This window comes from Rhizobium acaciae (assembly GCF_025941625.1).
In the GTDB taxonomy this organism is placed as follows: Bacteria; Pseudomonadota; Alphaproteobacteria; order Rhizobiales; family Rhizobiaceae; genus Rhizobium; species Rhizobium acaciae.
In genome coordinates this window covers 355,381-371,170 of sequence record NZ_JAPCZO010000004.1, presented here as the reverse complement: position 1 = coordinate 371,170, position 15,790 = coordinate 355,381, and the positions used below count along the sequence as shown (strand labels likewise).

At 59.3% G+C, this 15,790-nt stretch carries 13 protein-coding genes; 6 read left to right on the top strand and 7 right to left on the bottom strand.

All coding sequences use genetic code 11. The features are described 5' to 3' along the window. A partial coding sequence (locus OLZ32_RS09245; protein ID WP_264420637.1) for a glycosyltransferase family 2 protein occupies positions 1-1,022 on the bottom strand: 1,022 nt, incomplete at its 3' end. A 133-nt stretch (positions 1,023-1,155) separates the two neighbouring features. Then, on the bottom strand, positions 1,156-2,067 hold the full coding sequence (locus OLZ32_RS09240; protein WP_003562063.1) for a glycosyltransferase family 8 protein: 912 nt from the start codon (positions 2,065-2,067) through the stop codon (positions 1,156-1,158). Between the two features lie 308 nt (positions 2,068-2,375). Here OLZ32_RS09240 and OLZ32_RS09235 point away from each other — a divergent pair, with 308 nt between their 5' ends. After that, positions 2,376-2,675, top strand: coding sequence for a hypothetical protein (locus OLZ32_RS09235; RefSeq protein WP_026159996.1), 300 nt, complete (start codon positions 2,376-2,378; stop codon positions 2,673-2,675). 185 nt (positions 2,676-2,860) lie between these two features. Here the strand turns inward: OLZ32_RS09235 and OLZ32_RS09230 are convergent, their stop codons facing one another. From OLZ32_RS09230 to OLZ32_RS09210, 5 genes are all read right to left on the bottom strand, one after another. Then, positions 2,861-4,327 carry a hypothetical protein gene (locus OLZ32_RS09230; protein ID WP_017989291.1) on the bottom strand — a complete coding sequence of 489 codons (1,467 nt, stop codon included), beginning with the start codon at positions 4,325-4,327 and terminating at the stop codon, positions 2,861-2,863. Between the two features lie 123 nt (positions 4,328-4,450). Beyond that, a complete protein-coding gene (locus OLZ32_RS09225) occupies positions 4,451-5,836 on the bottom strand; it encodes a polysaccharide biosynthesis/export family protein (protein ID WP_017989290.1) in 1,386 nt (461 codons plus the stop codon). Between the two features lie 6 nt (positions 5,837-5,842). After that, positions 5,843-6,865 (bottom strand): glycosyltransferase family 2 protein, encoded by a 1,023-nt coding sequence (locus OLZ32_RS09220; protein ID WP_264420635.1) that lies wholly within the window; start codon positions 6,863-6,865, stop codon positions 5,843-5,845. Beyond that, complete coding sequence (locus tag OLZ32_RS09215; protein ID WP_264420633.1) at positions 6,862-8,628, bottom strand: GumC family protein; 1,767 nt, start codon at positions 8,626-8,628, stop codon at positions 6,862-6,864. Before OLZ32_RS09215 ends, OLZ32_RS09220 begins: the two co-directional genes overlap by 4 nt. A 118-nt stretch (positions 8,629-8,746) precedes the next feature. Then, complete coding sequence (locus tag OLZ32_RS09210) at positions 8,747-9,448, bottom strand: sugar transferase (protein ID WP_003542492.1); 702 nt, start codon at positions 9,446-9,448, stop codon at positions 8,747-8,749. A 468-nt stretch (positions 9,449-9,916) separates the two neighbouring features. Between OLZ32_RS09210 and OLZ32_RS09205 the strand changes: the two genes are divergently transcribed. The 5 genes from OLZ32_RS09205 (at position 9,917) to OLZ32_RS09185 (ending at position 15,670) form a co-directional block, all read left to right on the top strand. Next, on the top strand, positions 9,917-10,654 hold the full coding sequence (locus OLZ32_RS09205; RefSeq protein WP_003542491.1) for a Crp/Fnr family transcriptional regulator: 738 nt from the start codon (positions 9,917-9,919) through the stop codon (positions 10,652-10,654). After that, positions 10,651-12,000 carry a glycosyltransferase family 4 protein gene (locus OLZ32_RS09200; RefSeq protein WP_264420630.1) on the top strand — a complete coding sequence of 450 codons (1,350 nt, stop codon included), beginning with the start codon at positions 10,651-10,653 and terminating at the stop codon, positions 11,998-12,000. The genes OLZ32_RS09205 and OLZ32_RS09200 overlap by 4 nt, the downstream gene beginning before the upstream one ends. Then, positions 11,997-13,241 (top strand): glycosyltransferase family 4 protein, encoded by a 1,245-nt coding sequence (locus OLZ32_RS09195; protein WP_264420628.1) that lies wholly within the window; start codon positions 11,997-11,999, stop codon positions 13,239-13,241. The genes OLZ32_RS09200 and OLZ32_RS09195 overlap by 4 nt, the downstream gene beginning before the upstream one ends. Positions 13,242-13,310: 69 nt before the next feature. After that, positions 13,311-14,792, top strand: a complete 1,482-nt coding sequence (locus OLZ32_RS09190) for a lipopolysaccharide biosynthesis protein (RefSeq protein WP_264420625.1) — start codon at positions 13,311-13,313, stop codon at positions 14,790-14,792. A 50-nt stretch (positions 14,793-14,842) separates the two neighbouring features. After that, on the top strand, positions 14,843-15,670 hold the full coding sequence (locus OLZ32_RS09185) for a glycoside hydrolase family 16 protein (RefSeq protein WP_264420623.1): 828 nt from the start codon (positions 14,843-14,845) through the stop codon (positions 15,668-15,670). Positions 15,671-15,790: the final 120 nt, after the last annotated feature.

Genomic DNA, 15,790 nt, shown 5'->3' with positions numbered 1-15,790 from the left:
TAGACTTCGCTCTCGGAAGCACTCCTCCAGTGTTTCCAGCCTTCACCCTGTATGAGCCCGTGATCGGACAGGTCCTTCCAGCTTCTGTAGGTGCCCGTATCGTCGTAGACGAAGTCATCCATGTCCTTGCCTGAGGAGTATACGGTATATTCTTCCGTATGTTGGGACCGGTGTGCCTCATCGGCGACCTTGTGCACGAAGGTCGACAGGAACTTGAAATGCAGAAGGGCGCCGGATACGCCGAGCGCTCCGCGCATGTCGCCCAAATTCAGGGAGAGCGGCCAGACCTGGTGCGATGATTTGAGAAACAGACGTTCACCCGCCACATAGACGAGGGGTATCTTGTTGAGCGCGGGGCCGTCCCAGAGCCGGTCGTGGAAATAGACGCGCCCGCGAACGCCGCCCTTGATCCATATCGTCTCGTTGCGTTTGTCGAAATGCGCCACATAGCCGGAGCGGTCGAAGAGATTGCAGACCTCGAGCGGGTTGCGACCGGGTTCGCATATGTTTTCGAGAACGGGATGCGGGCTGTACATGTCGATCATGACCGAGCGGAGGGAATGGCCGCCCGTGGAATCGATATAGGAAGTCAATTGATCGATCGGCCGTGTGTCGCAATGCGGATAGACCAGGAACTCGTCTGCATCGACATACAGGACCCACTTCTGCCGGCAGTGGCGGTTGATGACTTCGTTGATCCAGTCGTTTCCGAACCTCGCCGCCTTATAGGACCCGTGAGCTGAAAGAAGGGAGACATCGTCGAAGCCGGACAGCAACTCGGCCGTGCCGTCGGTCGAGCCGTTGTCGATACAGATGAAGTGCTCGAAACCGAGATCGCGATAATACTGAAGGAAGAAGGCCAACCGGTGCCCCTCGTCACGGATGACGCAGATGACGACGTGGCGCGCTTGCTTGAGCCCGTTGCGCAGCAGGTCATAGCGGACCTGCCGAGCCTTAAGCGACCGGCGCAGACGGGCTTTCACGTAATGCGAGATACTGGCGGCGGAAGCCCTATAACTCATATTCTGTCCTGAAGATTATCCATTCCCGGAATGAATGGATGAATACTTTGCGCTTCCGTCTGCAAATCCACGGCTCGACCGGCGACGCTGAGTTCAGTCACGCGGACATTCAAGTCGGACCAACAATACATCATCATACGGCGTAGTCGCCAACCAGCAGGCTCTGGACCCTGGGATTAGGTCCTTCTTTCTCAACTGCGTGCTCGATGCGCGCCCGTATCGACCGGTATTTATACAGCATCTTCCGATCGAAGGTTATTCCACGATACAGCGAGTTGTAAATCGGATGTGCTTTGCGCAGGTCGACGTACACTTGGCTTTCCTTATCGGTCCAGGGAAAGAAAGTTCCATGCCATGGCTTCGGATGCGCCATATAATGGACGATCGACAAGGAGGACATGTTCACCAGATGAAGGAATTGTTTGGGAAAGTTCCAGCGGTTCGACACCAGGATGAGCGATGAACCGCAGACATAATTCAATGCACCCTGATCATGTTTGCCCTCGCAGGCCTCGGGATTTCTAGCGAAAAGCTCGAGCGCCTCCTGCCCGATCCAGCCGTTTCGATGGAATTTCAGGACGCCTGCGTTGAAATAGTGGCTGTCCTTGCCGGTGTCGAGGAAGTCATGGATCGCCGTGTAATCGCGCGCCGCGAAAAACCTGCCTTCGGGCACAGTGGCACTTTCGAACGCACCGAGATCGCTGACGATCTGCGTATCCCCATCGAGGTAGATGATCTGGGTATAGTTGGAAGGCAGGATCTCGCAAAGGACCAGCTTGGCCATTGTGCTGACGCTGATGCGTCCTTGGAAATGCGAACTGTCGAGCTTGCCGAGCGAGTCCTGCAGCGCTTCGGTCGCATCGGTCAATATGACCCCACTCCTTGCGAGCAGGGCTTTCAGCTCTTCGAAATTGTCGAGATGTTCCGACATCAGAACGCAGACGTCGGTCGCGGGGCTTGCGAATTTGCGAGCCTGAAGCGCCGAGAGAATGGTCGGAAATGAATACTCGACATCCGTGACGTAGACGACGCACTGGTTGTTCATGTCATCACCTTTCCGATTGTGCGCAATACAAGTGAATCGGTATTGTCTTTGCGAGGCGAGGGACCAGTTGTGAATTGAGCCGACGGGTCTGTCATATGAAGGCCCTGTTCGGTATATATAGGCCAGCATCCAGTGCGCTGGTGCTGAATCGGTGTCTGGCTGTCGGCGGCTTTTGTATGTTTCATTGTTGAGATATTCACCATGAAGATTGCCTTGCCTGTCATAAGGCTATGTTTCGACATGTTGTTTCGCGGTACAGCGATTGGTGCCGGGATCCTTGTCGGAATGCAGAGGGAAGGGGGATTGTCATGTTGATCACCACACTCGGGGCAGCCGTGATTTCGATCGCTGCCGGGGCTTCCATCCGCGCCTGGGCTTTCGCGATTTTTGCAATCCTGGTGGCAATCGGCTTCGGCGGCGTGGCTTTCGCCGACGGGTCTTCCGTGATCGCGGCCGTGCTCTCCGGTATCGCCATCCTCGTGCTCATGGAAATCGGCTATCTGGCAGGCGTGTTCCTGTCGGGGCTTTTGCGGCGCAGTGCCAAGCTGCGCGAAAACAATTCCGTTGCAGATAGCGTCGCGACCACCAGCGAGCGTCCGCAAGGCTGATGTCGACATAAAACCTACAGCATAGCCTTCCGCGACTGACCTCCGACGGCGTTTGTTCGATGGACTGCTTTTACAGGCGATCCTTGAAAGATGCGGTGCGGCCGGCCGGCTTCGGCCCAATGCGAGCACGCCGATGGCTCGACGAGATTGCCATCCCGCGCCGTGGCGGAGTTCCAAAGCGGGCGTCATCGTGTTGAAAACATCGGCGCTCTCATCAGAGATGTCGATGTCTCCAGCGGGGTTCGATTAGCGAGCGATCGGGTCGCGCGCCGGGGAGAGGTATTGGTTGCCAGGCAGCCGGCCGCCAGACCTGCCGTGGTGCTGAACAGCAAGCCGAGATCCGTGCCGCTCCCCGATATCGCCGCGGAGGCGACCTGCGCGATGGATGCCATGACCGCAGCGTTTCCGATCGCGTGCGTCTCCCGATCGCCTGACATGTGCCGGCCGGAGGCCCTTGCAAGGCTGTACAGGAAGGCGGCGAAGAGAAGAGTGCCGGTCAATCCGACATTGGAGAGCAACGCAGCGATAAAACTCGAGGCCCGAACCGTGCCGAGCCCGGCGCCGAAGGTGGCGGTATCGACGAATGCGATCAATGCAAGTGTATTCCAGGCGGTGCGCTCTTCACCGGATTGCGATTGGAGCTTGTCCGACAAGGTGGTGCTCATCAGGCCGGCGATGGAATTCCACGCATCGGGGACAAGGCTGAGTGCGACGATGGCGCAGGGAATCAAAAACAGCGTGATCACCAGGAAAGTCACATGCGGGGTCTTCGCGGGGCCGCTAATCAGTCGTTTCAGGCAAAACAGAACGAACATGCAGACAACGAAAATGCCGGCAATATAGGCGGTTGTCGATGTGCAGAGGACGATCGTCGGGCCGATGAAAAGCGTTGCAAGTCCTGCCATACGGCTTTGGACGCGCTCCAGCCAGAGCAGAAGCGTGAAGGAAAAATAGGCTAATGCGACTGCGCCGTAAGTGCTTGCTTCGGGGAACGGGCCGACGATGCGTTTGAAGCCGCTGATCGTCTCGGCCGTATGCATCGTATAGTTCGCGTTTCTGATGACATCGAGCAGGTAGGACTGGTCGGTCAGGAATGTTCCGATATCAATGAGTGCCAGGGTAAAACATGCGATCGAGGCGACGATTAACTGCAGTGCGATGAAACGGGCATAGCCGAGCCTGGCAAGCCCCGAGACGACGGCAAAGCAGGCGAGGTCGCCGAGCAGATAGACAGACTGGCTGAGATTGGACGAACCCGGCGACAGGGGAGCGGCCACCGTCGACATCATGCCAGTGGTGTCTCGCGCAGAGGAGTAGACGAGGGTCGCGCCTGCAAAGATGCGCGGCAAAAAGAAAGATGATGCCACGGAAAACAGGATGTAGGCGGCAAACCAGAAACCGGGACCCGGATAGGCCATGCTGGCGAGCGTTGCCTGTGTTTGAGCCGGGCGCAGCAGGGCGGCTACCACGAGAAAAAGCACGAGAAGATGGCTTGGCTGGATGCTGCTGCCGCCGAGCGCGGGCAATTGCAGAGCCGCTGCCGCTCCGAGCAGCGTCGACAGGCAAAGGGTCGTGATCGCAAAACGCGCCCCGTTGACCATGCTGAGCAGGCCAAGCAGCAGAACGATGAAGCCGATCGGTTCTATCGACATGCTTCAGATCCCGATCCGGACGGAGCGGCGGAGGCATCGGGTTTGCCGAAAACCGGCATCCGCCTTCCGATGCAATGCCCGAGGCGAAAGCCGCCAGCTGTCGTTAATGGTCACGACCGCCCCCTAATTCGATCCCGTCTGGGATATCCAGCCGGGAGCCGTCTGATTGTCTCCTGCCACATCAGACAGCGGGACTGCCGAGCTTTGCTGCTGTGGCGCGGACTGCAGCTGCAGCGTAGGCGACGGCGTCTGGAGATCCGTATCGATGCCGATTTCGACGACATCATGCGGCCGCAAGCTGGTCGTCTCGTCCGCCTCGATATTGCGATAGGTGCCATCGTCGTTGCGCCGCACGATCCTGTAGTTCTTCTGCGCTCTGCCAAGACCCGGCGTGTCCATGTTCATCTGGGCGAGTTGAGCGCTGTAGCCAGCCTGTTCACCCAGAAGCTGGGCCACCTGGATGTCGATTGCCGCTCTGCCGATCGCGAGATTGACCTGGTTGAGCAACTCCTGGTTTTCGCTGTTCTGCCGGTTGACGATATTGATCTTCGAGCGATCGGCTTCGCTGAGCCCCTGGCGAGCCGTGGTCAGGGCGACCTCGAGATCGATCAGGGTGCCTTGTGCATCGGCAACGCCACGGTCGACCGTGACCTGCCGGGAATTGCTGACCAGACCCTTGCTCACCAGGCTGTTGACATTGTCCAGTTCCTTTTGCGCAAGGTCGATCTGCCGCTTTTGCGAATTGATCTTGGCCTCGAGCGACTGGACCTGCTGGCCGTAGAGACGGACGAGGTCGCTTGCCGCTTCGATCTGGCTTTCGATATCGACGCGTCGCAGCCGCATCAGGTTCAATTCCTGCGCCTTCAGCTTGTCCACGTCGGGTGTTCCGGCGAGTTCGGCAGGGATCTCGAAACTCTGTTCGCCGGCGATCTCGGCGCGCAACCGCGCCTGGCGCATCAGAAGATCGCGCCGGTTGAGAATGGCCGTTCGGTAGGCGCCGGCAGCCTCGATCCGGTCGCGCTCGAAGACGGTATTCTCCTCGCGCTCCCGAAGGAAGCCGCCGGCGATGCTGACGGCCTTCATGACCGTCATATCGGCTTCAAAAGCATAGCGCCCAGGGGTCTGCACGGTCCCGGTTACGAAGATCGGCGCATGCTGGGCAATTTCCACGGCGATGAACGGCTTTCCCGGCAGTTCGGCCTTTTCGGAGAGCGCGGTGGCGATCGCATCGGAAACCTGCTCCGTCGTCTTGCCGATCGCCTGCACCTGGCCGGCGATCGGGATAGCCAGATTGCCGGCATCGTCGACTGTATATGTTCCACCGAGCGCTTCCCAGCTGGCATACCGGGAATCCGACGATCGCCATTCGACGACACGCAGTCTCACCTGATCTTCCGGCACGAGGGTATAGTTTTCCGCATGGGCGACGCTCCAGCCGGTCACGCCGGAAAATACCAGCAAGGCAAGGGCGATGGAGATGAGGCGACCGGACAAGGATGTACGCTGCATTGTCTGCTATCTCCGTTTCGTTGCGATCGACGGCGAAGGCATTTCGCGCGGCGCGGGATTGCCGAATTCCAGGATGCGGGACGGAGAGGCGCGGCCGACAAGAAGATCGGATAGCGCCAGCAAATTGCCGTTCAAGCGTCCCCATCGGTCGATCAAGCGGTCATTGAATAACAGGCCCCGCGTATTCGCCAGGATGTTGCGGCAGATCTGTGCGACAGCACGGCCCTTCGACATCGTGCCCTTCCGGATCAGGTAGACAGGATTGGCAACCTGCGAATAGCCGAGCTTTCGGCCGGGCTGGCGCCCGGATCGGACGCCGAGATGCACGCCGCGAGCGCCTTCGACACGCACGGACCTGCCGTAGCGGGCGATGGACCGGCTGAAATCGACATCTTCGAGCCAGCCGTAGAGCGGCAGTTTTTCATCAAAGGCCAGCGCGTGCTCGACAACGGGTGAAAGGCGAACCGCCATGTTGCATCCGTAGGCGTTATAGACCTCCGTCACCTGCCCGGCACCTTCGCCCGCAGTTTCAAGAACCTGCAGGGCCTTTGACATGTTGAGGCCGCCATCGAGGATGCCGTCGGCCAGGACTTCGCCAGTGGCGATCGCCACATCGGGGCTTGCGGCGAAAACAGCCGCCATCCGCGACAGGAAGGTCGCGGCGGGAATGAAATCGTCATCCAGGAAGATCAGAATATCCGTATCGGCGGCGGCCGCCTGGATGATCCTGTTGCGCTGGGAGGTCAGGCCACGGCTGCCGACGATGACTTCCACATCGAGGCGGTCGGCGAGGCCGGCGGCGTCGTCGATCACGGGCACGCAGACGATCAGCCGCTCCGCCTGGTCCGGCAGGGCGGTCAGATAATCGACGGTCTCCCGCAGTATCGAGGGGCGGCCTGCCGAAGCAATTCCCACAGCCACACGCAATGGGCGGCGCGCCCGGCCCGCGATGGCTTTAGCGCCGCAAGGAACAGGCGCCGGTCCGATCGGGCCGTCCTGTCTGGTTGCTTCTGCCGAAGGTGAAGTCATGACTCTATTCTTTTCGGTGCATGGTTGATGATCGCGCCGAGGATCTCCGCGCCGATATTCCGCAGGGTCTCGATGACGTGCATCGTATCGTCGATCGAGGTGTGCCCGTGCGAGGTGACCACGAGGACACCGTCCAGTTCCGGCGCGATCGCATTGGCATCCGGCGAAGCAGAGAATGCGGAAATGTCGACGAATATGGCGTCGAACTCCTTTTTCAAGTCGGCGAAGCTCAACTGGGTGCGGCGGGAACTGAGGCGAATGGCCGGCGTCACCGCTTCGACTTTGCCGAGGGGTAGGAATTTCAGCGTCGGGGTGAGGGGCAATGCCGCCGTCTGGATCAGTTCGCCATTGTCGAGAACATCGACGAGGCCTGTGGAACTATGGGGCGCGATCGACTTGCTGAGCGACGATTTCTGCGCAGCCGCATCGATCAGCAGCGTCTGCGCTCCTGATATCGACGAGAGCATCGCAAGTTCGCATGCGATGGTCGATGCCCCGCTGCCGGGATTGACGGCGACGATTCCGATGACGACCCGGCGTTTGCGCCGAAGACCAACGACCGTCGCGCTCAGCTCCGCCATGCCCGGAATAACAGGATAGGCAGGTGCGGTGCTGCTGCTGCCGGTACCGGCGGCGAGGAAACGCGCAGAGTGACCATCGCGGGTCCTCGATGTCGCCAGCAAAGTGACAAAGGGCAGCCCACCGGCTTCCGCGATCTGGTTGGGCCGGACGATCCGGCGATCGCCGGCGTGCCTTATCAGGGCGAGTGCGAAGCCGACGCCAAGACCAACCGCCGCCGCAAAGGCGATGATGAGCGTGCTGCGTGGCCTGGCTTTCGAAAGAGGCAGGGTGGCTCGAGAGACGATCGTGGCATCCGACACCGGGTAGGTGATACGCTGCTTGGCTTCGGTCAGCTGATTCAAGGTATTTTCATAGAGGGTGCGGCGAGCGTCAGTCGCGCTCTGCAGCTCTGCAAGCTTGAACTGATCGCGCGGATTGCTCGTGAAGCTGGCCAGGGCGCTGGCAGCTTCGGCCAGTCCGCGCTGCTGCTCGCTTACGAATCTGGTCAGCCATTCGCTGTATTGCCGGGACGCATTGGCCTTCATCGCGATATTCTTCTGGATATACTGCCTGGCCAGCGTGTCGGCGATGTCGACGGCCTGCTGCGGGGTCGATGCTGCAGCCGATATCTCGATGATCGTCGAACTCCCGATCCGGCGTACTCCCATCATGTTCAGCAGTGTGGCGACCGCCCTATCATGGATCCGCCCGTCCTCGATCTGCTGTTGCGGCAGTGTGTCACGCGCTCCTGCGCCCGCCGTTTCCTGCGATGCCGTATCCGGTTCGGAAGAAGCGCCCATCAACCAGTTCTTTGCCCTATCCTGCAGCGAAGGCGTCTGGTCGACAAAGTCAGGATCGGTATCGAGACCAAGTGCCGTTACCGTTCCACCGACGACATCGCTGGATTTGGCGATCTCCAACTGTCCCTCGATGAACGCGTCTTCCGCGAAAGCCCTCTGCGCTTCGGAGCCGCTGACCTGGGGGACGATCACAAGTTGCGTGTTGGCAACGAACGTCGGTTCGGCGGTCAGCACGTAGCTCCCTGCCAATACGAGGAAAGCGAAAGTCGTCGCCGCAATCCACAGCCAGCGCATTCTGAGAAAGAAGAGCATATCCCGCAAGGTGAGCGGCGAATTGCCGCCGGTGGGTGCGGCAGGCAAAGATATCGGAGAAACACCGCTGAAGATCGTGCTTGAGGTCATGTCGTCCTAATCCAAAATGGCGAGATCACGGAGTAACCAGGTAGTGGCAGCTTGGAGGGACGGGGGAGTAGCGTGTCTTCCGATTCCAGGCATGATCGGCGGCTCTCCCCGTGAATGCTCAATACGAGCCGCGCTGCGAAAACAGAGCGGGAATGGTCTTGGCAATGATGATGAAGTCCCGGCCGAGCGACCAGTTGTTGAGATAGTGAACGTCGAGGGAAACCCGGTACTCGTAACTGACATCATTGCGTCCGCTGGTCTGCCAGTGACCGGTCAGGCCCGGGCGGACGGCCATGTAGGCCCATATATGCTCGCCGTAGCGCGGCAATTCCTCGGCCGTGATCGGTCGGGGGCCGACAAGGCTCATGTCGCCACGCACGATATTGATCAGTTGGGGAAGCTCGTCGATGCTCGACCGCCTGAGGATATCACCGACGGCCGTGATCCTCGGATCGTCCTTCAGCTTGCGTGTCTCTTCCCATTCGCTTCGCGCAGCCGGGTTGTTTTGCAGCAATTCGGCAAGCTGAGCACTCGCATTGGTCTTCATCGTGCGAAACTTGAGGCATCCGAACGGCGCTCCGCCGACGCCGATGCGCGTATGGGAATAGAAGACCGGGCCGCGGTCGCTCATCTTCACGATCATTGCGACGATCAACAGAAGCGGGGAAAGCAGGATCAGCGCCGTGACTGCGACGACAAGGTCTAGCACGCGCTTCGACGATCTGCCTGCCGCACGAGGCCGGGACGAATGGAGATCGCCGTCTTTCGCGGACCGTCCGACACGCGACCAAGCCTCGAAACTATGTGCTTCCCATGTCATCGGTGGTCTCCAAAACATTCCGATTAAGAACCGTTCAAAGTTTGCTGCGCCGCACTCTGGTTGTCTGTTACCAAGGTCATAATCCTTAACAAATTCTTTATGCTACTAACGGGCAATCGAGAATTCGGATTACACCTTGATGGCCATTTTTTCATCTAAATCGACAATCTAATCTAATTCGTGGTGATTATCTGCTGACATTTATTTATCAGTTTTGATGTCATCACTTTGATTATTGCCGATTTTTATTCAGTAAGCCATTTTAATAGGCAAAGATCTTCGGTCTCGTGGCGGTTTTTTTGGCTTCTTTGGGATTTTTGTCCTTTTTGCGGTGTATATTTCGTTTTGAAGTTAAATATATACTTTATCTTTACGTCATATCTCCGTGATGTTATTTGACTCTCATATTAAGACGATATAAATGATGCAGTGCAGCATTGCCTATGGTTATCGAGTGGAGTTATGCGCATGGATGGGGCGACACACGCATCAGATCGCAGGGCCGGCATCGGCAAGGCGGCGGTATCGGCTAACGGCGGCATTCATCTGAACAGCCGCATCGTCATCGACGACGAATTCCTTTCCTGCCGGTCGAGCGTCCGGCGTTTCCGGCGCGGCGAGATCATCGCCGGGGCCGGCGTCCTCGTCGATACGTTCGCGCGCGTTCATTCGGGGGTGGTCAGCGCAAGCACGATGCTGCCCGACGGCAGGGAATTCATCGTCGAGATCATTCCGAAATCCGGCCTCATCGGCGAGCTCGAGGTTCTGCGCAGGCAGACATTGAGCCTCGAATACCGTGCTGGTTCCGCCTGCGAGCTGCATTTCTTCGAAGGCCGGCTGCTGCGCGACATGTATGCCAGCGATCCCTGCTTTCGCGAAAAGGTCTTCTCCAGGGCGTTGGCGCGTATTTCAGAGCTTGAACTCCGGATCATTGCGAATGCGGCGTCGAGCCTGCAATCGAGGCTGGCCAGCACGCTGCTGCGGCTCTCCACTGTTTATGGAAAAGATGCGGCAAACAGCGGCGACGAACTGATCATCTCGCAAAATGATCTGGCCGCGACGCTGCCGGCGTCCCGCGAGAAGGTCAATCAATGCCTGCGGCGCCTGCGGGAGGGCAAGATCATCGACGGGGGCCAGGGCAGGATCCGCATCCTCAACCGCAAGGCGCTGGAGGCCTGTGCCAATGGCGCGGTTTCGGTGAAGTGATGCGCCCGTCGCTTCCCGAGGCCCTCCGATCCGCCGCAAATGTCGGCCGGTTTGCCGGCCCCGGCACGACAAAGATCGATCGCGTGGTCATCATCGATGATTACTCGATGGCCAGAGGTGGCGCGACGGCGCTGGCGGTGCTGTCCGCCAAGCTTTTTCGGGGCCTCGACATCCCCGTGACCTATATTTGCGGAGATGACGCCGCCAATGCGGAGCTCGTCGCACTCGGGGTCTTGATGGTCGGGTTGAACAGCCGCGATCTGCTCAGTGCCGAGCGTGCGAAGGCTTTCGTGACCGGTATTCACAATGGCGCCGCCGTCCGCATGGTCGGGAACTGGATTGCCGCAAACGACACCGCCAATACCGTCTACCATGTGCATGGCTGGCACCAGATCCTGTCTCCGGCGATTTTCAGGGCGTTGATGCCGGTCGCCAGACGATGCGTGGTGCACGCGCATGACTTCTTCACGGCCTGCCCCAACGGCGCCTTCTTCGACTATCAGGCGCAGGAAGTCTGCCTTCGACGCCCGCTCGGCGGAGGCTGCATTGCGACGGCCTGCGACAAGAGAAGTTATTCGCACAAATTGTGGCGGGTTGCCCGCGGCTCCAATATCCTCCGGCGGCTGAAGGATCAGGCCGATTTCGGCCGGATAATCCTGCTGCACGACAAGATGGCAAGCTTCCTCGTCGGCGCCGGATATCGGCCCGAACGACTGACGACAATCCGCAATCCCGTTGCTCCGCTCTCCATCAAACGCATCGAGGCAGAGGCCAACGAGGAGTTCGTCTTCATCGGGCGGCTGGACGAAGAGAAGGGCATAGAGGACGCCGTGGCCGCCACACGCAAAGCCGGCGTCAGGCTCTGCGTGATCGGAGACGGGCCGCTGATGCCGCTGGTTGCGGCTTCGGGAGATCACGTCAGGGCCGTCGGCTGGCAGTCGCATGCGGAGATCGGCCCGACCATCCGCAAGGCGCGTGCACTATTGATGCCGTCTCGCTATCCCGAGCCATTCGGCCTCGTCGCTATCGAAGCGGCCAGGAGCGGTCTGCCGGTCATCATGTCGCAAAGCGCCTTTCTTGCCGAGGAAATGCAAAGAGCCGGCATGGCGATCGCCTGCGATACGGCTGACGAAAGCACCTTTGCCGATACTTTGACGCGATTTAGCCAAATGCCGAGGCACGAGGTCCGCGCCATGAGCGAGCGGGCTTTCCTGAAGTCACCGGATCTTGCGTCGACACACGAGGAATGGCGCGACGCGCTTCTTTCCGAATACCACAGCCTGATTTCGACGAATGCGGTTCCCGAGCTGACAGACGATGTGGCGATACAAGGAGTATTGAGTTGACCCTTAAGGCAACAACCTCTCTTCCCGACGCGAGGGCATTTCTCGGCGATGCGCCTGTCATGGCGAAAAGACGTGTCACCGAGGCCGGAAGCGCGAGCGATACCAAGCAGCTTCGCGTCGCCATCGTGCATTATTGGCTCGTTTCGATGCGCGGCGGCGAGAAGGTCGTCGAAGAGCTGTGCCGCATGTTTCCGCAGGCCGACATCTTCACCCTCGTCTGCAACCGGGATCGCATCAGCGATTTTCTGAAGACGCGGAACATCCGCACATCCTTCCTGCAGAAGATCCCCGGTGCAAAGCGGCATTATACCAAGATGTTGCCGCTGATGCCCTTCGCGCTCGAGCAGTTCGATCTGCAGGATTACGATCTCGTGCTGTCGAGCGAATCCGGACCCGCCAAGGGCATCATCACGCGCGCCGACGCCCTGCATGTCTGCTACTGCCATTCGCCGATGCGCTACATCTGGGATCAGTTCCATGTCTACCGCCATGGCCTGCCCTGGGTGGGTCGCGCAATGATGTCGATCACCGCACCGATGCTGCGCGCTTGGGACGTGACGACCTCCTCGCGGGTCGATGTGTTCGTTGCCAATTCCGATTATGTCGCAAGCCGCATCCGCCGCTTCTACGACCGGGAATCCATCGTCATCCATCCGCCGGTTGCGACCGACGATTTTGCGGTGGGAAAGGGGAAGGGCGAATTCTATCTCTATGCGGGACAGCTGACCACCTACAAGCGGCCGGATATCGCCGTTCGCGCCTGCACAGAGGCCGGCAGGAAACTGGTCGTGATCGGCGAGGGAGAACAACTGGCCCATCTGAAGTCGATCGCCGGACCGACCGTTGAGTTTCTGGGCCATCAGCCCTTCAACGTTCTACGCGACCATCTGTCGCGATGCCGTGCCCTCTTGTTTCCGGGCACGGAGGATTTCGGCATCCTGCCGGTGGAAGCCATGGCATCAGGGCGGCCTGTCCTGGCTTTCGACGCCGGCGGCGCCAGGGAAACCGTTTCCTCGCCGCAGGTCGGATTTCGCTTCGCGCAGCAAACTACGGAAGCTCTATTGGAAACAATGGCGGCGTTCGAAGAGGTGGAGGACGATATCGATCCGCATGCCATCCGCGCGCACTCGCTGAAATTTTCTTCCGCCGTGTTCCGCGACCGCCTGTCCCGCCTGATCGAGCAGCAACTGTCGGACCAAGGCGACCGATCCGCCGAGGTCTTCAGAAGACGGGCGGGCTGAGGGCAAGGAACGGAGCTGCCTGTCTTGCCGCCGCGACCGAAACCGTCGACGAGGAATAGAAAATAGATCATGTCAAGCGTATCTCACAGGACGGCGACGGCGAGTATCTGGACTATCAGCGGAAAGTTCCTGGCGCGACTGCTCGATTTCGTCAGCCTCCTGATCCTCGCAAGGCTTTTAAGCCCGGCGGATTTCGGCCTTGTCGCCATCGCGACCTCGGTTCTGGTCATCGTCGAGACAATCCTGGATCTGCCGCTGACGCAGGCCTTGATGCGCCAGCCGTCGCCTTCGGACGATATGTTTGCCACGGCCCTTACCCTCAGCCTGCTTCGAGGCGTGGCCATCAGCATGCTGATGATGTTCATCTCCTGGCCGATGGCTCTGATCTATGACGATCCTCGGCTTTTCTCCCTTGTCGCCGTGCTCTCGATTGCACCGGCCATGCGCAGCGTCATCAGCCCGCGCATGGTTCTGTTCATGCAGCGGTTCGATTTCAAACGCGAGTTCGCACTCGATCTCATCACCAAGGGGTCGACACTGCTGTTCGGTGTCGGGGTGGCGGTCGCGACCGGCAGCTATTGGGGACTGGCGATCGGCGCGGTTGCAGGCCCGACCGCCGCGGCGATCACCTCCTATGTCTTTGCGCCGATGCGACCGAGGTTCAGCCTTTCCGAGTGGAAGCACTTTCAGGACATGATCAGCTGGAACACCGTCTCGCAGGTGCTGAGTTCGATCAACTGGCAACTGGACCGGCTGCTTTTGCCGCGCTTTACGGGCTTGTCGACTTTCGGCGCCTTCAGCGTCGCCGACAATATCGCCGCTATTCCATACCAGACCTTCGTCGGGCCATTGTTGCGTCCGCTGATGGCGGCATTCTCGACCGTCGATGACCGTCGTAATCTGATCGCTGCCTATCTGAAGGCGACGAACGCGATCACCTTCGTCGCAGCGCCCATCCTCATCGCGCTCGCCTTGCTTGCCGAGCCGGCCGTGCGGATCATCGTCGGCGAGAAATGGGCATCCGCCGCGCCGATTCTGCAGTGGTTGTGCATCGGCAGTCTGCTCGGTCTTCCGACGAACATGATGCCGCCATTGGCCATGGTGCTGAACAAAACCCGTTATCTCGCTCTCCGGATGTTTGCCGAGTTCGCCGTCAGGGTTCCGGTCACCATCCTGGGCATTGTCTATTTTCAGGTGGCAGGAGCACTGGGCGCGCGGATCGTGGCGGTGCTTGTCGCCTATGCTGCATCGCTGATCATCACGCGGCGGCTGATCGGCGCGACGTTCGCCGCTCAGTTGCACGCCTTTTTAAGGCCTCTGGCCGCGAGCTTGCCGATGATCGCTTTCCTGCTGTGGATGGAGCCGATTCTCGCCGCCATGCCTGTCGGCCTCAACCTGGTCGCCAGCCTGGCGCTTTGCGGCGGGGCGGCAGTGGCGATCTTCTGGGCCTTCGCGCTGCTCGTGTGGCAGGTTGTCGGAAGGCCCGACGGCATCGAGACCATCGTCGTCCAAAGGCTCATGCCGCGACGAAACGGAGTTCTCATCTCATGATCCAGACAAGTGCAACCCAAAAATTGGTTTGGCGTTTTCGGAGGAGCAGAATGCGTTACGGGATATCTTCTAAGGCTCTGGGTTTGCTTATCGTTCTTGGTCTGGGTGCGTTGCCCGGCCAACCCAGCGTGGCTCAGGAACCGCTCAATATCAATGCGTACCAGCTGACGTTCGAGGAAAGATTCGACAGTCTCGACGTCTCGGCCTGGGGGGAGAGAAGCTCCCGCTGGATCGCACATACGCCCTGGAACGGCGATTTCGGTGACGCTCGCTTTACAGATCCGGCCCCCGGCTTTCCGTTTACCACCGATCAGGGAATTCTGAAGATCGAAGCGCGCAAGGAGGCGGATGGAACCTGGCGCTCGGGCCTGCTGTCGTCGGTGAACCCGAAAGGCGAAGGGTTCTCGCAGCAGTTCGGCTATTTCGAAGCAAGGATGAAACTGCCGCCCGGCAAGGGCGTCTGGCCGGCCTTCTGGCTCATCGGGCTCGACCGGTCGAAATACACCGCCGAGATCGACGTCCTGGAATATTATGGACGCGCGCCCTACGAATTCAGCATGGGCTTTCATATCTGGCGTCAGAGCCAGGGCGGCCAGAACACGACCGGCGGCCATTGGCAAAAGGTCCAGGACGGAATTTTGAACAGCGAATATCACACCTACGGCGTCGATATCCAAGCCGACAAAACGAGCTTCTACTTCGACCGTCAGTTCATCTGGAGCTTCGACACGCCGAAGGAATTCCACATGCCGTTCTATCCGCTGGTGAACCTGGCACTCGGCTCGGGTTGGCCGATCGATGAAACGCCAAATCCTTCCATTCTGCTCGTCGACTATATTCACGTCTACCAGCGCAAGCCTACTGACGCAGCGAATTGACCAACTGAAGGAGATAGCCGTTCCGTGGCTAAAGCGCGTCGCGATCTTTCAGATTCGCTCCTCGCGCTTTAGGTCCTTGTTTTTAGGCATGTCGTTGTCGCGAAATCGCTGCTCGTTTTT